We start from the raw sequence: 21,545 nt of genomic DNA on the forward strand, positions 1-21,545 counted from the left end.
CGTGGATCCGTGGGGCGTACGCCGACTCAACCGTTCCGCCCGGTCCCCGGTCCCGGTTCCCGGCCCCACAACATCATCCGTCGCACACATCATGAGGAGCCGCCTGATGTCCGACTTCGTACCCGGACTCGAAGGAGTCGTAGCGTTCGAGACGGAGATCGCCGAACCGGACAAGGAGGGCGGCGCGCTGCGGTACCGGGGCGTCGACATCGAGGATCTGGTCGGCCACGTCTCGTTCGGCAATGTCTGGGGCCTCCTCGTCGACGGCGCCTTCAACCCGGGCCTGCCGCCCGCCGAGCCGTTCCCGATCCCGGTGCACTCCGGTGACATCCGGGTGGACGTCCAGTCCGCGCTCGCCATGCTCGCCCCCGTCTGGGGCCTCGAACCGCTGCTGGACATCGATGCCGAGCAGGCGCGCGACGACCTCGCCCGCGCCGCCGTCATGGCGCTGTCCTACGTCGCCCAGTCGGCCCGCGGCCAGGGTCGTCCGATGGTCCCGCAGCGCGAGATCGACAAGGCGCAGTCCGTCGTCGAGCGGTTCATGATCCGCTGGCGTGGCGAGCCCGACCCCAAGCACGTGGCGGCGGTCGACGCCTACTGGACGTCGGCGGCCGAGCACGGCATGAACGCCTCCACCTTCACCGCCCGGGTCATCGCCTCCACCGGCGCGGACGTGGCCGCCGCCCTCTCCGGCGCGGTGGGCGCCATGTCCGGCCCGCTGCACGGCGGCGCCCCCTCCCGGGTGCTCGGCATGATCGAGGAGATCGAGCGCACGGGCGACGCCGAGGCGTACGTCAAGCAGGCCCTCGACCGCGGCGAGCGCCTCATGGGCTTCGGCCACCGCGTCTACCGGGCCGAGGACCCCCGCGCGAGGGTGCTGCGCCGTACGGCCCGCGAGCTCGGCGCCCCGCGCTACGAGATCGCCGAGGCCCTGGAGAAGGCGGCGCTGGAGGAGCTGCACAACCGTCGCCCGGACCGCGTCCTCGCGACCAACGTCGAGTTCTGGGCGGCCATCATGCTGGACTTCGCCGAGGTCCCGGCCCACATGTTCACGTCGATGTTCACCTGCGCCCGTACGGCCGGCTGGTCGGCGCACATCCTGGAGCAGAAGCGCACCGGACGCCTGGTGCGTCCCTCCGCCCGCTACATCGGCCCGGGCTCCCGCGACCCGCGCGAGATCGAGGGCTACGAGGACATCGGCCACTGAGAACGCGGACGACCCGCGAGTCTGGCCCTCCGAAAGAGGGGCCGGCCGGACGTACCGGCGACTCGCGGGTCGGGTGACTGCCTGGGATTGGGCCGGCCGCACGCTTCTGTCACGCGCTGGTCCGGCACCGCACTCGGTGTGGTGACGGGCCGCTAGCCCGCAGCCACCTCACGCGTCCGGGTTTCACTCATGTACCCGATCACCTCCCTTCGGTGTAATCCCCACCCTAAGAAGGCCGTGGCGGACCTTCAACCCCTTTTCCGCGGTCCCCCGCCGTCCCTTGCCGTCCTCCGCCGTCGCGCGCGGGGCAATCCCGTTGACCGGCGGGCGGGGCCACGATTTTCTGCTGCCATGACGGATCAGGTGGATCAGGCGAACCAGACGGACGAGGCGGCCGAGGCGGGCCGGGCCGGGCTTCGGATAGCGCCGGTGGCGGGCGAGGCGATGGTGGAGGAATGGCGGCACGTCCACAACGTGGTGGTGCCGCCCGCGGCGATGTCCCCGGCCGAGGCGCTGGAGCGCGTCGGCCGCTACCGCCTGGAGAACGCCTATCTCGGTGACACGCTGGTCGGCTGCTCGACCGTACGGCCGCCCGAGGGCACGGAGGCGGTCGCCACCGTCATCGCCCGGGTGCTGCCCGCGTTCCGGCGGCGGGGGTTCGGCACGGCGCTGTACGAGCACGGGCTGGCCCACGCGCGGACGCTGGGGGCCCGGAAGGTCGAGGCCGTCGTCCTGGCGGCCAACGAGGACGGCGTCCGGTTCGCCGAGGCGCGCGGGTTCGTCGAGGTCGAGCGCTACGTCCTGGACGGGGAGAGCGACCTGTGGCTGACGTTGCGCCGCGAGTCCTGTGCCGGATAGGCCCCCGCGTACAACGATTCCTTCAATCTTGTGGGAACTCGATGTGTGCTGCATCACGTTCGAGTTGAATGAGGGCAAGTGACGCAGCCGGCAGGGGGTCCAGGTGAGTGCTTCCCGGCGTAGTGGGACCACCGACGAGCTGGGGCCGGACGAGCCCGTGCAGCCCGAGCGGGAGGCCCCGGGCGGTTCGGATCTGCTCGCCGCGCTGCTGGACGGCATGGACGCGGCCCTGTGCGCCTTCGACGCGGACGGGGTCGTCACCCACTGGAACCGGGAGGCCGAGCGGATCCTGGGCTGGACGGCGGCCGAGGCCGTGGGACGGCACGGGTTCGCCGGGTGGGCCGTGCGCCCCGCGGACGCCCAGGAGGTCCAGGCGCGGCTGATGGCCGCCATGCGGGCCCCCGGCCGCCAGGTGCACGAGTTCGCGCTGCTGACCAAGGACGGCGGCCGGGTGCTCGTACGGACCCAGTCGGCCGCCGTGCGCGGCCCCGACGGCGGGCCCGCGGGCCTGTACTGCGCCTTCAGCGAGGTGCACGCGCAGATCGACCTGGAGCGTTCCATCGCGCTGAGCGAGGCCCTGTTCGAGAACGCGAGCTGGGGTGTCGTCCTGGTCGACGCCGATCTGCGGCCCGCCGTCGTGAACGCGCACGCGGCCCGCGCGCTGGGCATCGGGCGCACGGCGGCGCTGGGGCGGCCGCTCGGCGAACTGCTCGCCCAGGGTGTCGAGGAACTGGAGAGCGCGCTCACCCACGTGCTGGCCGAGGGCGCGCCGCCCGCGCCCGCCGAGCTCTGGGTGGCCGTGCGCACGCCCGAGGGCGAGCGTCGGCGCTGCTGGCGCAGCGGCTTCCTGCGGCTGGCCTCGCCGCTCGCGGAGGAGCCGGTCCCGCTCGGCGTCGGCTGGCTGTTCCAGGACGTCACCGAGTCCCGGCAGGGCGAGCAGGAGGCGGCGCTGCTGCGCTTCCGCGGCAACCAGCTGCACCGGGCGGCCCGCGCGGCCGCCGAGTGCGAGGACCCGGCCGAGGCGGTCACCGTCCATCTCGACTTCGCGCTCGCCGGGTTCGCCGACCAGGCCCTGATCGACCGGGTGACGGAGCCGGCCGACGGGCCCGTACGGCTGGTGCGGATCGCCCAGACGCCCGCCGGCACCCCGGGTCCCGCCCTGCTCACCGGGCAGGCCGGGCTGCCCGTGTGCTACGGCCCGGGACATCCGGCGTTGCAGTGCGTGGAGCGGACCGGGTCGGTGCGGTCCGCCGCCGGGACCGTTCCGGCCGAAGAGGCGCGGGAGTGGGCGCTGACCCGGCAGTGGCCGTCCGACACGGTGCACGCGCTGTGCGCGGTGCTGCGCAGCCGGGGGCGGACGCTGGGCGTGGTGACGTTCCTGCGCGCCGGCGGCCGCAGCGCCTTCGAGCGCTCCGACACGGTGTACGCGGAGGACGTCGCGGTACGGATCGCGGGCGCCCTCGACCTCGCGGGACTGCTCGGGACGAAGTAGGCCGTGCCGCGGGAGCGCGCCGAGCCGGTCCGGCCGCTCCCGTCAGTGCTGGTAGAAGATCCGGTCCCGGTACTCCTGCATGATCCGGCGGTTCCAGTCGTGGCCCCCGTCGACGTTGCCGGAGCGCAGCAGCGGCGGCTCGATGCCCCGCTCGGCGAGGGCGCAGGCCGTGGTGGCCATGACCGCCTGGAGCAGCGCCGTGGTGACGACGGTGGAGGCCGGGGCGAAGGGGGCCGGGATGGTGTCCAGGCTGAGTTCGGCGTCGCCGACCGCGATCTTCGAGTCGAGGACGAGGTCGCAGTGGTCCTTGAGGTAGGTCCCCGAGGCGTGCCGGGACGACGTCTGGGCGGCGTACGCCACCGAGGTCACGCCGATGACCTTCACGCCGCGGGCGCGGGCGCTCATGGCCATCTCCACGGGGAGGGCGTTGCGGCCCGAGAGGGAGACGATCACGAGGACGTCGCCCGCGCGCAGCGGGGAGGAGTCCAGGACGGCGTCGGCCAGCCCGTCGACGAGCTCCAGGCGGGAGCCGAGGGTGGCCGGTCTGACGTCGACGCCGACCATGCCCGGCACGGGGAGCAGGTTCATCAGGGCCAGGCCGCCGGCCCGGTAGACGAGGTCCTGGGCGGCGAGCGAGGAGTGTCCGGCGCCGAAGGCGAAGAGCCGGCCGCCGTCGGCCACCGCGTCGGCGAGGAGCGTGCCGGCCGCCTCGACGGCCTCGCCCTCCTCGTCGCGGACCCGTTGCAGCAGGGTGATCGCGGCGTCGAAGAACTGGCCGGCCGGTGTGCTGTCGCCCATGCGATGCCCCTTCACAGCGTCTGTCGGCGTCTGTGCCGCCGATCACCGTGCGGTCTGGACCAGTGCCCTGTCAATACGGCGGCGCGGGGTCGTGCCGACCGGGTGTCCCCGGGGTCCGCGCCTCCCGGGTGTCCGTGCCTCCCGGCCGGGCCGCGGGTGGCCGCGCGCCCCGGCCGGCCGGCGTTCGCCGTGGGTGAGCCCCGCGCACTCCCGCGTGACCGTCCTGTTTCACCGGCGCGGCACGGTTGTCAGTGCTATGCGTCAGAATTGAGCCCAGGGCCAGCGCACGCGCCGCGGAGCCAGCCGCGCTTCCGGCAGATCTCATTTAGGGGCAGGTATGTCCGGACTGATCGACACCACGGAGATGTATCTCCGCACCATCCTCGAGCTGGAGGAGGAAGGCGTGGTCCCGATGCGCGCCCGGATCGCCGAACGGCTCGACCAGAGCGGGCCGACCGTCAGCCAGACGGTGGCACGGATGGAGCGCGACGGACTGGTGTCCGTGGCCAGTGACCGGCACCTGGAGCTGACGGACGAGGGCCGCAGGCTGGCCACCCGGGTGATGCGCAAGCACCGGCTCGCGGAGTGTCTCCTGGTGGACGTGATCGGTCTGGAGTGGGAGCAGGTGCACGCCGAGGCGTGTCGCTGGGAGCACGTGATGAGCGAGGCCGTGGAGCGGCGCGTGCTGGAGCTGCTGCGCCACCCGACCGAGTCGCCCTACGGCAACCCGATCCCCGGTCTGGAGGAGCTCGGCGAGAAGGACGGCGCCGACCCGTTCCTGGACGAGGGCATGGTGTCCCTGGCCGAACTCGACCCGGGCCTGGAGGGCAAGACGGTCGTGGTGCGCCGGATCGGCGAGCCGATCCAGACGGACGCGCAGCTCATGTACACGCTGCGCCGGGCGGGCGTGCAGCCCGGCTCGGTGGTGAGCGTGACCGAGTCGCCCGGCGGTGTGCTGGTGGGCAGCGGTGGCGAGGCCGCCGAGCTGGTGGCGGACGTCGCCTCGCACGTGTTCGTCGCCAAGCGCTGAGTGCGCCGAATCGCAGCGGTCCGACGCTTCGCGTGCCAGGCTTGCTGTCGCACGAGGCATACGGGCTGAGGGGGCGGGGAGGATGTGCCGCGGAGACCTGGGTGGCCCCGGCGCCCGAAGGCGCCGGGGCCTGTCCTCCCCTGTTCCGACCTGGAGCCCCGAGCTCTCAAGGTCGATCCCCTCGGACCGTTTTCCCCGAGCGGTCCGCCTCCCGCTGAAGATCTCCCCTCGGGCGCGGCGATCATTCCTTGAGAGTGGTCACTCGAACGAGGGGTGTTACCCGCGGAGAAGGCGTATTCCGAATACATTTTCGATAATTTGCCCATGAGTCTGCGTAGAGTCCGTAGATGTGGATGAGGGACAGCGGTACCACGGCAACGACGGCAGGCAGCAAGCGGTTCACAGGACCGGCCGGCGCGAGCGGTCCGAGCGGAGCTAGGGGGGTGCCAGGACCTATGGCGCGACGCATCGACGTGACCGGGGCGGGCGGCGTGCGCCTGGCCGCCTGGGAGTTCGGCGACCCGCCCAAGCACGACCCGGCCGGTCTCCTGCCGGAGCAGGCCGGACCATCCGGTCCGGAAGTCCACGGCCGGGACCGGTACGAGCGGGGCCTGCCGGGGGAGAGCGCTTCCACGCCAGGTGTTCTGTTACTGCACGGACTGATGGGCCGGGCCTCCCACTGGGCGTCCACCGCCCGCTGGCTCTCCGAGCGGCACCGCGCCGTCGCCCTCGACCAGCGCGGTCACGGGCAGAGCGACAAGCCCCCGCAGGCGTCCTTCACCCGTGAGGCGTACGTCGAGGACGCCGAGGCCGCCCTGGAACAGGTGGGCCTCACCCAGGTGGTCCTCGTCGGTCACGCCATGGGCGCGCTGACCGCCTGGCAGCTCGCCGCCAGACGCCCCGATCTGGTCCACGGTCTGATCATCTGCGACATGCGGGCCTCCGCGCTCGGCGCGGCCTCGCAGCGCGAGTGGGCCGACTGGTTCGACTCCTGGCCCGCCCCCTTCGCCACCCTCGCCGACGTACGCAAGTGGTTCGGCGAGGACGACCCCTGGGTGGAGCGCCCCAATCCGGCCCGCGGCGAGTTCTACGCCGAGGTCATGCACGAGTCCTCCGACGGCTGGCGCCCCGTCTTCGAGCCCGGACAGATGCTGAAGTCCCGCGAGACCTGGGTGTACGACGCGCACTGGGAGGAACTCGCCCAGGTCCGCTGCCCCGCCCTGGTCGTCCGCGGCCAGGACGGCGAGCTGGGCCGCGCCGAGGCGCAGGAGATGGTCCGGGTGCTGCCCCGCGGACAGTACGCGGAGGTGGCCGACGCCGGCCACCTCGTCCACTACGACCAGCCGGAGGCGTGGCGGGCGGCGATCGAGCCGTTCCTGGACGGCGTCCTCACCCCCTGACACCGCCTCCCCGAACACGGCGCCCGCCGGGCCCCGCTTCCGTCCGGAGCCCTCAGCCCTTGCTGACCGCCGCCAGGATCTCCGGCAGCCGTGCGGCGGTGCGCGGGGCCGCCAGCCGCAGCCCGAGCGCGGTGATCGCCGTCCCGTAGCCGGCGCCCACCGGCAGCAGCAGCCAGGTCCAGGCGTCGCCGCCCGAGCTGACGTTCAGCCAGATCGTCAGCGCGAGGACCGGGGCGCACAGCAGCGCGGCGGCGACCATGCCGCCGAGGATCGAGATCAGGGCGAGCCCGCTCTGCCCCGGCGCCACGTTCTTGTAGCCCTCCTGCGGGATGGAGTACGGGAAGCGGGCCGAGGTCCAGGCGCCGGTCGCCAGCATCGCCCCCAGCAGCGCCAGGGACAGCCCCAGCACCTCCGGCAGCCGGCGCCAGTCGCCGAGCACCGCGGTCGTCAGCACGGTGACGAGGGTGGCGTACGGGAGGGTGATCAGCAGCAGCGCCAGCGCCCGGGCCCGCAGCTCGGCGTACGCGTCACGCGGGGTGGAGACGGTCATCGCGACCATCCAGAACGCGGAGGTGTCCTGGCCGAACTGGTTGTACATCTGGATGCCGAGCATCCCCGCGGCGAAGCAGGCGAAGTAGATCGAGCCGGTGCCCTGCAAGGCGTTGAACACCGGCACGATCAGGCCGATGGCCAGCGACGTCACCCAGGCCGCCTTGGTCTTGGGATCGCGCCAGATGTAGCGCAGGCTGCGCTCCATGACGGTGCCGGTGCGGCCGGCCGGGAGCAGCCGGGCCGGACCCCACGACGTACCGCGTTCGCGGCCCTCGGACTCGGTCCGCTGCAATGTCGAGCCGTCGGGGGCGGTCATCAGCCGGGTCAGACTGCGCGCCCACGCCGCCACCAGCAGCACCAGCGCGACCGTGGTCAGCGCGAGCTGGGCGGCGGCGGTGCCGTACGCCCCCCGGCTCACCGAGTCCACCGCGCCGACCGCCGACGCGGGCGGCAGCCAGCGCACCACGGCGTAGACCGGGTCGAGCGGTGCCAGACCAGACACGCCGAGCCGCTGCGCGCCGAAGTTGACCACCTGCGCGCCGATCGCGATGACCAGGCCGCTCAGTACCGCGAGGTCGCGCCCCCTGCGGCTGGTCAGCAGCCGGAGGTTGGCGATCGCGACGGCCCGTGCGAGGGCCACGCAGACCAGCAGGGCCAGGGCGACGGCCACGACCGCGACGACACCCGCGGCCGTCCCGTGCGCCACGCAGACCGCGCTGCCGGCCAGCAGCATGAGGGTGACCAGCGGGCCGACGCCGACCATGGAGGCGGCCAGCAGCGCCCGTACCAGCGGCCGGGGCCGCAGCGGCAGCATCACCAGCCGGGTCGGGTCCAGGGTCTCGTCGCCGCTGGGGAAGAACAGCGGCATCACCGCCCAGCCCAGCGCCAGCACCGCCGTCAGCAGCCCGACCAGGGACGCGGCGTGCGCGTGGCCGCGCAGCGCGATCAGCCCGAGCAGTTGCAGCGCGGCGAAGAGCAGCGCGAGGACGGCGGAGACGACGAAGGCCGCCCGCCGCCCGCCGGACTGCCGCAGCCCGTTGCGCAGCAGCGACAGCTTCAGCCGGACGACGGTGGCCGTGAGGCCGACGGGACGGGGCGCGGCGGGGCCGGCGGGAACCGGCACCGGACCGGGGTCCGCGGGGCCGGCGGGACGGGGGTCGGCCGGCTGCGTCATCGGGCCCCGCCGCCCAGCCAGTCGAGTTCGGAGCCGGTGCCGCGGCTGTGCGCGCCGACGAGTTCGAGGAACGCCTGCTGGAGCGTGGGCGCCCCGCCGCGCACCTCGTCGAGGGTGCCCTGGGCGCGGATGCGGCCCGCGGCCAGCACGGCGACCCAGTCGCACAGCGACTCCACCAGCTCCATCACATGGGAGGAGAACACGACCGTGGCGCCCGAGGCCGTGTACCGCTCCAGGACGCCCCGGATGGTCTGCGCCGACACCGGGTCGACCCCCTCGAACGGCTCGTCGAGGAACAGGACTTCGGGGTTGTGCAGCAGCGCGGCCGCCAGCCCGATCTTCTTGCGCATGCCGGTCGAGTAGTCGACGACCAGCTTGTGCTGCGCGCCGGCCAGGTCGAGGACGTCGAGGAGCTGGGCGGCGCGCTTGTCGACCTCGGCGCCGGGCAGTCCGCGCAACCGGCCGGAGTAGCCGAGCAGTTCCCGCCCCGAGAGCCGGTCGAAGAGCCTGAGCCCCTCCGGCAGCACCCCGATCCGGGCCTTCACCGCGACCGGGTCCCGCCACACGTCGTGCCCGACCACCTCGACCCGGCCCTGGTCGGGCCGGAGCAGGCCGGTCACCATGGACAGGGTGGTGGTCTTCCCGGCCCCGTTCGGCCCCACCAGCCCGATGAACCTGCCCGCGGGCAGTTCCAGGTCGATCCCGGCGACGGCGACCTGCTGCCCGAACCGCTTCCAGAGCCCCTGCACGCGTACGGCGGCTGCGCCCACTCCTGCTCCCTGCGTCATGGATGCACCCTACGACCGTACGGCGCCCGTCAGGGGAGCGGGACGACCTCGCCCCGACGGTCCCGGCCCCGGTCTACCGGTCCCGGCCGCACGCGTACGCCAGCGGCGAGATCAGCTCCTCCGCGTCCGGCAGCCACCGGTTGGCAGGGGTGGGCCGGCACGCCCACTGCACGGCCCCCCGTGAGCCGAACCGGGTGGGCGGCCCGGCCACGTACGCCCCCTCCCCGAGCGCCACCAGGTCCAGCGAGGCCGGCGACCACCCCAGCCGGCGCACCAGCTCGGGCACCTTCGCGCACGCCCCGGGCAGCACGAAGAAGTACATCCGCCGGTCGGGCGCCGACGTCACAGGACCGAGCGGGAGCCGCATCCGCTCCATCCGGGCCAGCGCCAGGAAGCCGGCCGTCTCCGGCACCGAGATCGCGTCGAACGTACGGCCCGTCGGCAGCAGGACCGACGCCGTCGGCTGCCACTGCCACATCCGGCGCACCACGGTCGCGCTGCCGGTCGCCTGCGTCGCCCAGTCCTCGCGCGCGGGATGCGCGCCAGGCGCGCCGCATCCGGCCCGGCCGCAGGAGCAGCGCTCCACCCCCGCCACGGATTCCAGCCAGGTGCCGGGGACCACGTCCCAGTGGCGTTCCTCGGCGTAGCGAACGGCGGTCTCCAGCAGTGATTCCCCGCGCTGCTGCGGAATCTGGGCGGCTTCGGTGGCCGGGATCGTCTCTTCCACGTCCACTCAACTCCCGCACCCACCTCGGGTTACGCGCGCGGGGGAGGAGCACTGCTTCCGCGTCCGGGGCGCATGGGTGCACGTGTGGGGGCGCGCGGGAGGATCCGCGACGGAAGTGGGTAGCCACGAGTGGGGTCGGCTTCCACCCTTACCCCGGCAATCCTCGTATGTCTGGCATTTTCGCTATGTCCGTTGGGCATTGATCTTCGAGGCCGGATCCGCTCGGCGGAACCGATCGGGTCCGGCCAGTGAAGACACGTCAACTCGGTGCGTGGGCAGGCACCGCAGCCACAGGGGGTTCAGCCATGGCCGCAAGGCCTCTCGTCGCCCGGCAGCCGAACGAACGGCTGCAGGCGCTCATCCAGGAAGCGGGTTGCTCGAATGCCGGGCTGGCCCGCCGGGTCAACATGTGCGGCGCCGAACACGGCCTCGACCTGCGCTACGACAAGACGTCCGTGGCCCGTTGGCTGCGCGGCCAGCAGCCGCGGGGGCGGGCCCCGGCGATCATCGCCGAGGCGCTCGGCCGCAAGCTGGGCCGTACGGTCACGATCGACGAGATCGGCATGGCCAACGGCAAGAACCTCGCGTCGGGTGTCGGTCTCCAGTTCTCGCCGACGGTACTGGGGGCCATCGAGCAGGTCTGCGAGCTGTGGCGCAGCGACGTCGGACGCCGGGACTTCCTGTCCGGGTCCTCCGTCGCCGCGTCCGCGCTGGTCGAGCCGAGCCGCGACTGGCTGATCTCCGTGCCGGACTCGCAGGTGGCGCGGGCGGCGGGCCCGCGGGTGGGCCAGTCCGACGTGACGGCCGTACGGGCCATGACCCAGGCGCTGGTCGAGCTGGACCACCAGTACGGCAGCGGGCACGTGCGCCCGGTCGTCGTGCACTACCTCAACAGCGTGGTCTCCGGGCTGCTGGCCGGCTCCTACCGGGAGGCGGTGGGCCGCGATCTGTTCGCCGCGGTGGCGCGGCTGACCGAACTCGCCGGTTACATGGCCGTGGACACCGGGCAGCCGGGTCTGGCGCAGCGCTACTACATCCAGTCGCTGCGGCTGGCGCAGGCGGCGGGCGACCGCGGGTACGGCGGCTACGTGCTCGCCGCGTCCATGAGCCATCTCGCCGCGCAGCTCGGAAACCCGCGGGAGATCGCGCAGTTGGCGCGGGCGGCGCAGGAGGGCGCGCGGGGCCGGGTGACCCCGCGGGCGGAGGCCATGTTCTGCGCGGCGGAGGCCCGCGGGCACGCGCTGCTCGGCGACGCGCGGGCGGCCCAGTTCGCCTCGGGGCGCGCGCTGTCGGCGATGGAGCAGGCGGACGCGGCCGCGGGCGACGACCCGGCGTGGATCGCGCACTTCGACGAGGCCTACCTGGCCGACGAGTTGGCGCACTGCCACCGCGACCTGGGGCAGGCCGAGGCGGCGGCGCGGTGCGCGCAGGAGTCCCTGGCCGGACACCCCGAGTCGCGGGCGCGCCGACGGGCCATCGGCTATGTGCTGCTGGCCACCGCCCAGGTGCAGCAGCGCGAGATCGAGGAAGCCTGCAACACGGGCCTGAAGGCGGTGGAGTTGCTGGAGACGCTGCGCTCCAACCGGGGCGCCGAGTATCTGGAGGACTTCCAGCAGCGGCTGGATCCGTACCGTGACGAGCCGGTGGTGCGGGAGTTCGGGGCGCGGCTGGAGCTGCCGATGGCCGCGTGAACACGAGGGGCGCCGCTGCGTGAATCTGCGGGAAACGGCCCGCCGGTGCGCGGGAGCGGGCATGAACAGCGCACGGCGCCCCGGATCTGTTACTGGCGTCACAAGGCGGCAGGTCAGGTCCTGAGCTGCGTAGCACCCGGTTCCGGGGACCCGGTAGCGTGGGCCGACGATCCTGAAGGTCCCCCATTCGTAGGAGTCCCGGTGGCGCAGAGTGGACAGGGCGAGGAGCCCTCGGCGCGGTCAGCGCGCGAAGGCATCGTGCTGCCCTCCGACGGAGGCGAGCCGGTGCTCCCCGGCATGTCGGCGCAGCCCGCCGGCATGCCCTACCAGAGCTATCAGGACAGCGCTCAGCAGTACGGCCAGGCCTACGGCCAGGACGCCGCCGGCGCGGCACCGGCCGGCGGGCAGGCCTGGGGCGGGGCGTGGGGTCCCGGCCAGCAGCCGGGGGCGGCCCAGCCGCCCGCCGCGGACTGGCCGCCCGCCGCACCCGCCGAGCCGGCCTGGGGCGCGCCGGAGGCGGCGCCCGCCGCGCCGTCCTGGCCGCAGAGCACCGGCGGCGCGGGACCGATGCCGCCGGAGAGCCCGCAGCCGCAGCACGCGGCGTACGGCGCGCCGCTGCCGCCCGCCGCCCACGAGGGCGCCACCCAGTACATTCCGCCGGTCCCGGCCGCGCCCGGTGGCGTCGAGGGGGCCACGCAGTTCCTGCCGCCCGTCGTCGCGCCCGCCATGGACCAGGGGGCGACGCAGTACATACCGCCGGTGCCGCCGGGGGCCCTGCCGCCCGAGGCGGCGGCCGCCGGGATGCACCCCGACGCCCAGGCGACGCAGTTCATCGCGCCGGTGCCCGCGGACCCGTCCGCCGGACCGTACGGCGGGGGCATGCCGGGCGACGGCGGCGACCGTCAGCCGCCCGCCGAGTTCGACAACCTGTTCCGCAACGACGTCGGCGGTGACGTGCCGGCGGGGGCCACGCAGCAGCTGCCGCGCGTCCCGCAGCACGACGCCGGACCCGCGGCGCACGGCGGGCCGGGCGGTTACCCCGGGCAGTCCTCGTACGCGCCGCCCGCCGGTCCCGGCGCGGGCCGCCGCGGCGCCCGGGGCGACGACGGCTGGGGTTCCGCCCATCCGGGCGAGGGCGGGGGCGGCCGCAGCCGTTCCCGGGTGCCGCTGATCGCCGGTATCGGCATCGCCATCGCCGTGGTCGGCATCGGCGCGGGCGCGCTGCTCGGCGGCGGGGGCGACGACACGGGCGAGGCGGGCGCGACCGCCTCCGCCTCGGCCTCCGCGAGCGAGGGCGCCCCGGCCGCGGCCGGCGGTGACGGGGCCAAGGCGCAGGCCGTGGAGCTGGACAAGCTGCTGGCCGACAGCGGCAGCAGCCGGGCCGCGGTGATCGCGGCGGTCGCCGGTGTGAAGTCCTGCGACAACCTCGGGCAGGCGGCCTCCGACCTGCGGGACGCGGCCAAGCAGCGCAACGAGCTGGTCACGAGGCTGTCCGGGCTGTCCGTCGACAAGCTGCCCGACCACGAGCGGCTGACCGGCGCGCTCACCGAGGCGTGGAAGGCGTCCGCGTCGGCCGACACCCATTACGCGGCCTGGGCGGACCAGACCGCGGGGAACAAGAAGTCCTGCAAGCACGGCCAGGCCCGCAACACCGGCGAGACCCAGGCGGGCAACGTGGCGAGCGGCACGGCCAGCTCGCAGAAGAAGAAGGCCGCGCAGCTGTGGAACACGATCGCGCGGAAGTACGGCCTGACCGAGCGCCAGCCGACCCAGCTCTGAGGACCGCGGGCCGGGATCTCCCCTCCCGATCCCGGTCCGTCGGCCGAGCTCCGAGGGCCGGGAGGGCCGGGATCCCCCTCCCGGCCCAGGTCGCTCGGTTGTGCCCCCGTGGGCCGGGATCCCCCTCCCGGCCCTGGTCCGTCAGCTGAGCTTCGCGTCCTCCAGCGTCTCGGTGACGTCGATGAAGCCCTTCCTCGCCGAGACCAGCCGCCCCTTGGTGACGACCTGGACGGTGACCTCGGCGTTGGTCAGGCGCGGGAAGCCGACGGAGGCGAGGCGGTCCTGGAAGCGCCACCGCAGGGTCGGCGTCAGCCCGCCCGTACCGATCTCCAGCCCGTCGTCCATCGCGTGCCGCACGGTGTCGGCGGACACCTCGCCGCCGGCCAGCGACTCGACGATCCGCTTGAACACGGTGTACGCGATGTACGTCGTCTGCACCCCCGCGTCCGCGGGGTCGATCCGGTTGTCGGAGAAGGCCTGCTCGCTGATCACCTTCTTCATGTTGTCCCAGCGGCCGTCGCTCGCCGCCGGGTACCAGCCGGTGATGTACGCGCCCTCGTACGGACCCGAGGCCCCGCCGGTCGCGTTGATCACGGTCTGGTCGACACTGCCGAGCACGGTGGCGGTGCGCACGGCCGGGTAGTCCTCGCGGTCACGCCGGAAGGAGTCCATGAAGGTGCTGGTGGCGTCCCCGAGCGCGGGCACCACGCACCCCTGGTCGTCCTTGCCGCCGCCGGAGGTGGCGACCTCCCGGAGAGCGCTCTCCGACTGCTCGGAGTACTCGGTGGCGTCGTCCTCGGCCAGCACGTCGACCGTCGGCGCGTGCTTGCCCGCCGTCAGTCCCGAGTTGAGCAACTCGGGCAGGGCGTCCCCGGCGACATTGTCGGGGCGCACGAGCGCGACGGATCCGCAGTTCACCGCGAGCTCCTTGCCGAGACCGGCCAGCAGCACCGCCTGACCGCCGTTGACCGGGTAGGAGAGCGGGCTGGTGAACTCGGAGTTGGTGATGCCGTAGCCGCCTATGTAGGGGATGCCGGCGCCCTCCAGCGGCGGGAAGAACGAGTCCGAGTACTGGCTGTAGGAGCCCAGGACCGCGACGGCGTTCGCCTTGACGGCCTGCCGGGCGCACTTCGACGCGGTGACGGAGTCGTTCTTCTCGTTGCAGGTGAGCACTCTGAGTTTGCGGCCCCCGGCCAGGCCGCCGTGCGCGTTGATGTACCGGGCGTAGGCCGCCGCGAAGGCGGGCATACCGGGCTTGTTGGTGGCGTTCGTGTCCTGGGGGGCCCAGGTCATCACGGTGATCGGGTCGTCTCCCGATGCTCCGTCGGTGCCGGGGAGGGCCCCGCAGCCGACGGTGAGGGACGCGCATGCCACCAGCACACCCAGGGTGCGGCGGACAGCTCTGGCGCGCCGGCTGGTGTGGGGAGGAAAGGTGCTGCGCGTGTGTTGCCTGCCAGTCATGGGCATGCACGATTCCGCCACATCGCTAACCGGGGAGTGACCTCGGGTCAACGGGTGGTGACGTGAAGGTGAATTACGGGGGGTGTCGAGGGACCGGAGCGGAAGAACGTACGATCGGTGACCGTGCAAGGTTCGGAGAACTCTTCCCGTCGCGGCCGTCGCTCATCCACCATGGGCGGCATGCCACTGAACGACATGCCCTGGTGGCGCTGGCGCAGCAACGTGCGTTCCGCGCTGCACATGCTCTCCGATCCGGTGTTCCAGCGGGACGTCTGGCTGGCCGGCGTGGACGGCTACGGTGACGTCACCGACGCCGTGTACCGCCTGGTCGAGGACACCTGGCTGGACAACTGGTCCGCCGAGAAGTACGTCGGCACGATCTTCCGCGACTCCCAGGAGGCGGCGCTCGTCGACACCGCCGTGCTGCGGGTGCTGCGGATCATGCACCAGGTCGGCCCGGACGCGCCCGTCTCCGCGTACGTCGACCACGAGGCGTGGCCGGAGGCGATACGCGCGGCGCGCGACGCCCATGTGCGCCTCGCGGTGAGCGACGGGGACGACCCGGACGCGCCGCCGCGCACCCTCGAAGTGCTGCAGATCATGACGCGGTCCGCGTAGCGGACGGTGCTCCGCCGACGCGGGGCGGATATGGGACCCTGTGCTGCATGAGCGAGCAGTCCACCCGCGCCGCGGCCCCGGCCGACCAGTACGTCCTCATCCTGTCCTGCCCCGACAAGCAGGGCATCGTGCACGCCGTGTCGAGCTACCTCTTCATGACGGGCTGCAACATCGAGGACAGCCAGCAGTTCGGCGACCACGACACGGGTCTGTTCTTCATGCGCGTCCACTTCACGGCGGAGTCGCCGGTGACGCTGGACAAGCTGCGGGCCAGCTTCGCGGCGATCGGTGACTCCTTCCGCATGGACTGGCAGATCCACCGGGCCGCGGAGAAGATGCGGGTCGTCCTGATGGTCAGCAGGTTCGGGCACTGCCTGAACGACCTGCTGTTCCGGGCGAGCACGGGCGCGCTGCCCGTGGAGATCGCGGCCGTGGTCTCCAACCACACCGACTTCGCCGAACTCGTCGGCTCCTACCACGTCCCCTTCCACCACATCCCGGTGACGAAGGAGACCAAGGCCGACGCGGAGGCCCGGTTCCTGGACCTGGTGCGCGAGGAGAACGCCGAGCTCGTCGTCCTCGCCCGCTACATGCAGGTGCTCTCGGACGACCTGTGCAAGCAGCTCAGCGGCCGGATCATCAACATCCACCACTCCTTCCTGCCGAGCTTCAAGGGCGCCAAGCCGTACCACCAGGCACATGCGCGCGGGGTGAAGCTGATCGGCGCGACGGCGCACTACGTGACCGCCGACCTCGACGAGGGCCCGATCATCGAGCAGGAGGTCGAGCGGGTCGGCCACGACGTCACGCCGGACCAGCTCGTCGCGATCGGCCGCGACGTGGAGTGCCAGGCGCTGGCGCGGGCCGTGAAGTGGCACGCGGAGCGCCGCATCCTGCTCAACGGCCGACGGACGGTCGTCTTCGCGTAGGACGGCCGGTGCCCCGTCGGACGACGTTCGCCCGACGGGGCGAACCTGCCTGTCGCGGCACTAGATCCGGCTCAGCGAGGCCGCGGCCAGCAGTACGTCCCTGATCGCCTCGCGGTCCCCGACCTGCCCCGCGGCCGCCTCCTCCGGAGGCACGTGTCCGGCCGCGAGCCGGCAGAACTCCACGCCGTCCAGGGCGACATGGGCCACCTCGTGGTCCGGTGAGGCGGTCGCCGCGGGGGAGTCCAGCGGGATCAGCCACTCCCCGCCGCCGAGCCCCTCGATCTCCAGCCGCAGGCTGCGTCCCGGCGCACCGGCCGGGACCAGATGCCGTCCCCGGCCCGGCGCGGCGAGTCCGGCGCGGCGGCGCTCGGCCAGGGCGAGCGGCAGCATCCGGGCCGCGAGGTCGATCATGCGGTGCAGATGGCGCGGGGACGGCGGGTCGTAGGGGTAGTCCACCGCCTCCGCGATGTCCTCCGCGTGTACCCAGCACTCGAAGGCGCGGTCCAGCATCGCGTCCCGCAGCGGCAGCGCGATCTCGCCGCCGTCGTCGGTGCCGCCGTAGGACACCGCCAGCTTCCCGGCGCTCCCGCCGGTGAAGGACACCGTCCGGACGATGTCGTGGGTCTGCTCCCGCCACGGGGTGCGCACGGAGCGGGTGGGCGGGAAGTGGGACGCGCGCCAGTACGCCTCCGTACGGATGCCCGGTGACGCGGTCCGGTCGGCCGGGAGGCCGGCCACCGGGTCGTCGAGACCGAGGGCGGTCGCGACGAGGCCGTCGACCGCCAGCAGATGCGCGATGACCCCGGCGACGGTCGTACGGCGGCTCGTCGTGGCGGCCCCGTCGAACCAGCGCAGCCGCACCGGCGCATGCCACTCGGCGTCCCCGAAGTCCTGGAGCAGCGCGTCGAGGCGGGCGGTCTCGGCGTCGTAGGCGTGGGCCCAGTCGGGTACCGGGATGCGCGGCGGGCGCCGGTCCAGGCAGCCGGCCAGGACGCGGGTGCGCAGCCCCGGATCGAGGTCCAGCGGCTCGGGCGGGTGCAGCAGGCCGACCGCCTCGCGCAGTCGCCGGGCCTCGTCCGCGCAGGAGCCGCAGTCGCCCAGGTGCTCCTCGACGGCCGCCGTCTCCTCGGCCGAGCAGGCCGCCAGCGCCCAGGCGCCCAGCAGCGACTTCAGGACCGGGTGCTCCAGGGCGAGCGGGGCGGCGCCGGGTGCCGGGTCGGCGGGCTCGGGCAGCGGCAGCCCGGTGTCCTCTACGGAGGCGCGGGGCGGGGGTATGCGGAGCCGGTGCTCGCCCGGACCCCGGCCGTCCCCGGGGTCGCCCGGTCCGCCGGACCCGTGTTCTCCCTGACCGTTCTGCACCGGTTCGCCCTCTGTGTTGCTTTCGCCCCTTTCCCGTCCTCCGTACTCGTCGCGCCCTTCGAAGTCCTCGTGCTTCTCGCGCGCGCTTTCGTCGCCCGGGTCGAAGTGGTCCGCCCCGCTCACGCGGCACCTCCGTATTCGGGTGGTGCCCCGGAGGCGCCGGCGTCGTGGGCGGTGGAGAGCAGTTGCAGGCCCAGGCGGAGCCGGCGGCGGGCCTCGTCCTCGGTGACGCCGAGGTCGGCGGCGGTCTGGCGGTAGTCGCGGCGCTGGAAGTAGGCCAGGTCCAGGGCGGCCCGCAGGGGTGCGGGCATGGACTGGACGATGTAGTCGGCGCGGGCGGCGACCGAGGCGTGGCGCACCTTGAGCTCCAGCTCCTCCGCGCTCGCCCGGGCGTCGTCGGCGAGCGCCGCGGTCTCGGTGGCGCGCAGCCGCTGTACGGCGAGACGGTGGGTCAGGGCGGCCACCCAGGTGCGCAGGGGGCCGGACTTCGGGTCGTAGGCGTCCGGGTGCTCCCAGACATGGGCGAAGACCTCGCGGGTGACGCTGTCGGCGGCCCGGTCGTCTTCGAGCACGCGATGAGCGAGACCGCGCACAAGTGAAGCGAACCGGTCGTAGAACTCGCCGAGGGCGGCCGCCTCACCGCGTGCGAGCCGCTGCTGCATCTTGCGGTCCCAGCGGGGCGGTGCGTCCTTCTTCGCCATCGTGCCCCTCTCGCCGGTTCGTCCCTGGGATCAGCGTGCGCCCACCGTCTCCTCGAATGTAGTCGGCACGTCCGACAACGCACGCCCCTTTGTTGCAATGTGCGCCCCTGGAACGGCCGTGAGTGGTAGCGAACCCGGCGGGGGCCCGCACCAGAAGGCTCCGATCGCTCGGTTACCCCGAATCCGGGCGATCAGACTCGATCGAACAGGATCGAAGACGATTGAAACAAGCCGTCTTTGGTCAGTCTTCGTTTTTTGGTCGGTGTTTCAGGGAACAGCCCGCTGGGCAGCCGCGCTGCAAGGAAGTGATGGGACAGCTTCCGTTTGGCGGACGAAGGGCGTGGTGGTGGCGTTCAATGTGACCGACGGCACGCAGGGAGACTGGGCCGTGCTCCATGTGTCGGGCGAACTGGATCTGGTGACGTCGCCCACGTTGCGACAGCGGGTGCACGACGTGGTGGCCGACGGCCGGCACCGACTCGTCCTCGATCTGTCCGGGGTGTACTTCTGCGACTCCAGCGGGGTCGGCGTCCTCATCGCGGCCCGTCGGCTGCTGCGCTCCTGCCAGGGCCGGCTGCGGCTGGTCCTGCCCGCCCAGGGCGCGGTGGAGGGCTCGCACGTCAACCGGGTCTTCGGCGCGCTGGGCGTGCGGCGGCTGTTCGACGTCCACCCGGACCTCGACGCGGCGGTCGCCGCCGAGGAGTCGAGCCCGCTCTCCGCCTGAGCGCCGACGCGCGGCCTTCCGTCCGCACGGCGGCGGAGGGCTTGTGCCGACGGTCGCACCGTTGTCCCGGAATTTCCCCGGTCTTGGTGCAAGCGTCGTTTTCCCCCTCCCGGGCGGCCCCCGGCGTCGTACGCTCCCGGTCAGAGGCACCCTATGCATCCGACGTGAGGTAAGGCGGACCGAGAAGACATGGTCAGCAGCGAGTACGAGCGCAGGATCGCCGCCCGGTTCGTCGTCTTCGACCAGGACGGCAACGGCTACATCGACCGCGAGGACTTCAGTACGGCGGCCAAGGCGCTGCTCGCGGAGTTCGGCACGGCGGCCCGCTCCGACAAGGGGCAGGCCCTGTACGCGGGCGCCGAGGCGTTCTGGCAGGGCATGGCCGGCATGGCGGACCGGGACGGCGACCAGCGCATCACCCGGGAGGAGTTCGTCAACGGCGCGGTCAAGCGGCTGCGCGACAACCCCGAGCGGTTCGGCGAGATCGCCCGCCCCTTCCTGCACGCGGCCCTGGACCTGGCGGCGGCCGACGACGGCACGGCCGCCGTCGCGGACACCGCGCGGGTGCTGGTGATCCTGGGCGTGCCCGAGGACGTCGCGCGAACGACGGCCGTCGCGCTCGACACCGACGGCGACGGCCGGGTCGGCGAGGCGGAGATCGTGCCCGCCTTCGCCCGCTACTTCACCGTCCCCGAATAGCGCTCCCTGAGCCGGTACTTGAGGACCTTGCGCAGGGTCTCGTTGCGCGGCAGGGCGTCCACCACCTCCAGCTGCTCCGGCAGCTTGTGCACCGACAGCCCCGCCGCGCGGAGATACGAGGTCACCTCCTCCAGGGTCAACCTCGGGGCGCCCGCGGGCTGTTCGACGACCGCGCAGACCCGCTCCCCGCGATCGGCGTCCGGCAGCCCGACGACCGCGACGTCCCCGACCGCCGGGTGTGCGTGCAGCAGGTCCTCGATCTCCTTGGCGGAGATGTTCTCGCCCTTGCGGATGATGACGTCCTTGAGCCGGCCGGTGAGGACCAGATGGCCGCCGTCGGTGAGACGCCCGAGGTCGCCGGTGCGCAGGAACCCCTCGTCGTCGAAGGCCTCGGCCGTCTGGGCCGGGTCCAGATAGCCCTGGCAGACGGCCTCCCCCCGCAGCCGCACCTCCCCGTCCACGATCCGGATCTCCATGCCCCGCGGGGGCCGCCCCTCCGTCGTGGCCAGGTTCTCGGCCGTGTCGTCCGGCGCCCCCATGGTGATCATCGGCACCTCGGTCATGCCGTAGCCGTGGGTGAGCTGCACCCCCATCTCGCGCACGACGCGGTGGTAGAGCTCGGGCGGCTTGGGCGCCCCGCCGCCCGCCAGCAGCCGCAGGGTCGGGATGACCTTCTCGCCCGGCCGCTTGCGCTGCTCGGCGAGGAACATCGAGTAGAACGCCGTCGAGCCGCCCGCCACCGTCACCCCGTGCCGGCGGTACTCCGCCAGCGCGTCCGGCAGCGCGAACTGCTCGAACAGCACGGCCGGGAAGCCGTACAGCAGCAGCATGACCGTGTAGTCGGGGCCGGCGATGTGCGCGTACGGGAAGGCCATCGAGCCCACGTCGTGCGCCGACAGCCGCAGCGCGTGGGCGAGACAGGAGCCGCCCGCGAGCAGCGAGCGGTCCGTGTGCAGCACGCCCTTGGGGTCGGAGGTGGTGCCGGAGGTCCAGTAGATCCAGCGCACCGAGGTGCCCTCGGTGGGCGGCGGGGGCAGCACGGCCGGGTCGCCGTCGGGCAGGCTCTCGTCGTCGTACACCTCGAAGACGCCCTTCGCGCCCAGCCGTCGTGCCATCTCCGTGTGGTCGAAGCCGCGCAGGACGCCCGGCACGGCGAAGAACTCCGCCCGGGACTCGCGCAGGGCGAAGCCGACCTCCCGGTCCCGGTAGAACGGGATGACCGGGGTCTGCACGGCGCCCAGCCGGGCCAGCGCGAAGGACAGCAGGGCGGTCTCGATGCGGGTGGGCAACTGCCAGGCGACCACCGTGCCGGGACGCACGCCCCGGCCGTACAGCCCGGCCGCCACCCGCTCGGCCCGCGCCCGCAGCCCGTCGAAGGTCAGCGAGCGCTCGCCCTGGAGGAACACCGGGCGGTCGGGGGTGCGGGCGGCGCGGCGGACCACCAGGTCCCACAGGGTGCGGGAGGAGCTCAGCGCGTGTGCGGTGTCGTCCACTTCGGGCCCCCACAAATTGCTGACGGTACGTCAGATGTTGGGCAGAGCGTAGGGCCGGGCGCCTT

At 73.2% G+C, this 21,545-nt stretch carries 19 protein-coding genes; 11 read left to right on the forward strand and 8 right to left on the reverse strand.

All coding sequences use genetic code 11. From position 1 onward, the window contains the following. Positions 1–106 precede the first annotated feature (106 nt). From ACZ60B_RS27320 to ACZ60B_RS27330, 3 genes are all read left to right on the forward strand, one after another. Positions 107–1,207 carry a citrate synthase 2 gene (locus ACZ60B_RS27320; protein WP_469391374.1) on the forward strand — a complete coding sequence of 367 codons (1,101 nt, stop codon included), beginning with the start codon at positions 107–109 and terminating at the stop codon, positions 1,205–1,207. Positions 1,208–1,651: 444 nt separating this feature from the next. Continuing rightward, a complete protein-coding gene (locus tag ACZ60B_RS27325; protein WP_469391447.1) occupies positions 1,652–2,065 on the forward strand; it encodes a GNAT family N-acetyltransferase in 414 nt (137 codons plus the stop codon). A gap of 103 nt (positions 2,066–2,168) precedes the next feature. Continuing rightward, a complete protein-coding gene (locus ACZ60B_RS27330; RefSeq protein WP_469391376.1) occupies positions 2,169–3,557 on the forward strand; it encodes a PAS domain-containing protein in 1,389 nt (462 codons plus the stop codon). 42 nt (positions 3,558–3,599) lie between these two features. Here the strand turns inward: ACZ60B_RS27330 and ACZ60B_RS27335 are convergent, their stop codons facing one another. After that, entirely contained in the window at positions 3,600–4,355 is a 756-nt protein-coding gene (locus ACZ60B_RS27335; protein WP_469391378.1) for an SIS domain-containing protein, read from the reverse strand. Between the two features lie 337 nt (positions 4,356–4,692). Between ACZ60B_RS27335 and ACZ60B_RS27340 the strand changes: the two genes are divergently transcribed. Beyond that, positions 4,693–5,385 (forward strand): metal-dependent transcriptional regulator, encoded by a 693-nt coding sequence (locus ACZ60B_RS27340; RefSeq protein ID WP_469391381.1) that lies wholly within the window; start codon positions 4,693–4,695, stop codon positions 5,383–5,385. Positions 5,386–5,840: 455 nt separating this feature from the next. Next, entirely contained in the window at positions 5,841–6,785 is a 945-nt protein-coding gene (locus ACZ60B_RS27345; protein ID WP_469391383.1) for an alpha/beta fold hydrolase, read from the forward strand. A 52-nt stretch (positions 6,786–6,837) separates the two neighbouring features. Here ACZ60B_RS27345 and ACZ60B_RS27350 read toward each other — a convergent pair whose 3' ends face one another. From ACZ60B_RS27350 to ACZ60B_RS27360, 3 genes are all read right to left on the reverse strand, one after another. Beyond that, positions 6,838–8,511 (reverse strand): transporter, encoded by a 1,674-nt coding sequence (locus ACZ60B_RS27350; protein ID WP_469391384.1) that lies wholly within the window; start codon positions 8,509–8,511, stop codon positions 6,838–6,840. After that, entirely contained in the window at positions 8,508–9,299 is a 792-nt protein-coding gene (locus ACZ60B_RS27355; RefSeq protein WP_469391385.1) for an ABC transporter ATP-binding protein, read from the reverse strand. Before ACZ60B_RS27355 ends, ACZ60B_RS27350 begins: the two co-directional genes overlap by 4 nt. A 73-nt stretch (positions 9,300–9,372) precedes the next feature. Then, entirely contained in the window at positions 9,373–10,026 is a 654-nt protein-coding gene (locus tag ACZ60B_RS27360) for a bifunctional DNA primase/polymerase (RefSeq protein ID WP_469391386.1), read from the reverse strand. A gap of 305 nt (positions 10,027–10,331) precedes the next feature. Here ACZ60B_RS27360 and ACZ60B_RS27365 point away from each other — a divergent pair, with 305 nt between their 5' ends. Together ACZ60B_RS27365 and ACZ60B_RS27370 are read left to right on the forward strand one after the other, a co-directional pair. Then, positions 10,332–11,717, forward strand: coding sequence for a transcriptional regulator (locus tag ACZ60B_RS27365; RefSeq protein ID WP_469391387.1), 1,386 nt, complete (start codon positions 10,332–10,334; stop codon positions 11,715–11,717). A gap of 201 nt (positions 11,718–11,918) precedes the next feature. Continuing rightward, positions 11,919–13,496: a hypothetical protein gene (locus tag ACZ60B_RS27370; protein WP_469391388.1), complete on the forward strand. Its 1,578-nt coding sequence runs from the start codon at positions 11,919–11,921 to the stop codon at positions 13,494–13,496. Between the two features lie 141 nt (positions 13,497–13,637). Here ACZ60B_RS27370 and ACZ60B_RS27375 read toward each other — a convergent pair whose 3' ends face one another. After that, complete coding sequence (locus tag ACZ60B_RS27375) at positions 13,638–14,957, reverse strand: ABC transporter substrate-binding protein (protein ID WP_469391390.1); 1,320 nt, start codon at positions 14,955–14,957, stop codon at positions 13,638–13,640. Between the two features lie 117 nt (positions 14,958–15,074). On the opposite strand from ACZ60B_RS27375, the gene ACZ60B_RS27380 reads away from it, so the two are divergent. Together ACZ60B_RS27380 and purU are read left to right on the forward strand one after the other, a co-directional pair. Further along, positions 15,075–15,575, forward strand: a complete 501-nt coding sequence (locus ACZ60B_RS27380) for an SCO4402 family protein (RefSeq protein WP_162468365.1) — start codon at positions 15,075–15,077, stop codon at positions 15,573–15,575. A 47-nt stretch (positions 15,576–15,622) separates the two neighbouring features. After that, a complete protein-coding gene (gene purU, locus ACZ60B_RS27385) occupies positions 15,623–16,504 on the forward strand; it encodes a formyltetrahydrofolate deformylase (RefSeq protein ID WP_469391392.1) in 882 nt (293 codons plus the stop codon). 60 nt (positions 16,505–16,564) lie between these two features. Here the strand turns inward: purU and ACZ60B_RS27390 are convergent, their stop codons facing one another. Further along, positions 16,565–17,986, reverse strand: a complete 1,422-nt coding sequence (locus ACZ60B_RS27390) for a zf-HC2 domain-containing protein (RefSeq protein ID WP_469391394.1) — start codon at positions 17,984–17,986, stop codon at positions 16,565–16,567. Beyond that, a complete protein-coding gene (locus ACZ60B_RS27395) occupies positions 17,983–18,564 on the reverse strand; it encodes a sigma-70 family RNA polymerase sigma factor (RefSeq protein WP_469391396.1) in 582 nt (193 codons plus the stop codon). The genes ACZ60B_RS27390 and ACZ60B_RS27395 overlap by 4 nt, the downstream gene beginning before the upstream one ends. Positions 18,565–18,904: 340 nt before the next feature. On the opposite strand from ACZ60B_RS27395, the gene ACZ60B_RS27400 reads away from it, so the two are divergent. Together ACZ60B_RS27400 and ACZ60B_RS27405 are read left to right on the forward strand one after the other, a co-directional pair. Further along, on the forward strand, positions 18,905–19,288 hold the full coding sequence (locus ACZ60B_RS27400) for an STAS domain-containing protein (protein WP_469391398.1): 384 nt from the start codon (positions 18,905–18,907) through the stop codon (positions 19,286–19,288). Between the two features lie 189 nt (positions 19,289–19,477). Beyond that, positions 19,478–19,987: an EF-hand domain-containing protein gene (locus ACZ60B_RS27405; protein ID WP_469391400.1), complete on the forward strand. Its 510-nt coding sequence runs from the start codon at positions 19,478–19,480 to the stop codon at positions 19,985–19,987. Here ACZ60B_RS27405 and ACZ60B_RS27410 read toward each other — a convergent pair. Beyond that, positions 19,966–21,480, reverse strand: coding sequence for a class I adenylate-forming enzyme family protein (locus ACZ60B_RS27410; protein WP_469391402.1), 1,515 nt, complete (start codon positions 21,478–21,480; stop codon positions 19,966–19,968). The two genes, ACZ60B_RS27405 and ACZ60B_RS27410, sit on opposite strands and share 22 nt — an antisense overlap. Between the last annotated feature and the right edge of the window lie 65 nt (positions 21,481–21,545).

The organism is Streptomyces sp. NPDC104096 (genome assembly GCF_055584385.1).

Excerpts from the sequence above, each read along its gene's own strand:
- ACZ60B_RS27320 (WP_469391374.1), top strand. The coding sequence starts at position 107 with ATGTCCGACTTCGTACCCGGACTCGAAGGAGTCGTAGCGTTCGAGACG.
- ACZ60B_RS27325 (WP_469391447.1), top strand. The coding sequence starts at position 1,652 with ATGGTGGAGGAATGGCGGCACGTCCACAACGTGGTGGTGCCGCCCGCG.
- ACZ60B_RS27335 (WP_469391378.1), bottom strand. The coding sequence starts at position 4,355 with ATGGGCGACAGCACACCGGCCGGCCAGTTCTTCGACGCCGCGATCACC.
- ACZ60B_RS27340 (WP_469391381.1), top strand. The coding sequence starts at position 4,693 with ATGTCCGGACTGATCGACACCACGGAGATGTATCTCCGCACCATCCTC.
- ACZ60B_RS27345 (WP_469391383.1), top strand. The coding sequence starts at position 5,841 with ATGGCGCGACGCATCGACGTGACCGGGGCGGGCGGCGTGCGCCTGGCC.
- ACZ60B_RS27350 (WP_469391384.1), bottom strand. The coding sequence starts at position 8,511 with ATGACGCAGCCGGCCGACCCCCGTCCCGCCGGCCCCGCGGACCCCGGT.
- ACZ60B_RS27355 (WP_469391385.1), bottom strand. The coding sequence starts at position 9,299 with ATGACGCAGGGAGCAGGAGTGGGCGCAGCCGCCGTACGCGTGCAGGGG.
- ACZ60B_RS27365 (WP_469391387.1), top strand. The coding sequence starts at position 10,332 with ATGGCCGCAAGGCCTCTCGTCGCCCGGCAGCCGAACGAACGGCTGCAG.
- ACZ60B_RS27375 (WP_469391390.1), bottom strand. The coding sequence starts at position 14,957 with ATGACTGGCAGGCAACACACGCGCAGCACCTTTCCTCCCCACACCAGC.
- purU (WP_469391392.1), top strand. The coding sequence starts at position 15,623 with ATGAGCGAGCAGTCCACCCGCGCCGCGGCCCCGGCCGACCAGTACGTC.
- ACZ60B_RS27395 (WP_469391396.1), bottom strand. The coding sequence starts at position 18,564 with ATGGCGAAGAAGGACGCACCGCCCCGCTGGGACCGCAAGATGCAGCAG.
- ACZ60B_RS27405 (WP_469391400.1), top strand. The coding sequence starts at position 19,478 with ATGGTCAGCAGCGAGTACGAGCGCAGGATCGCCGCCCGGTTCGTCGTC.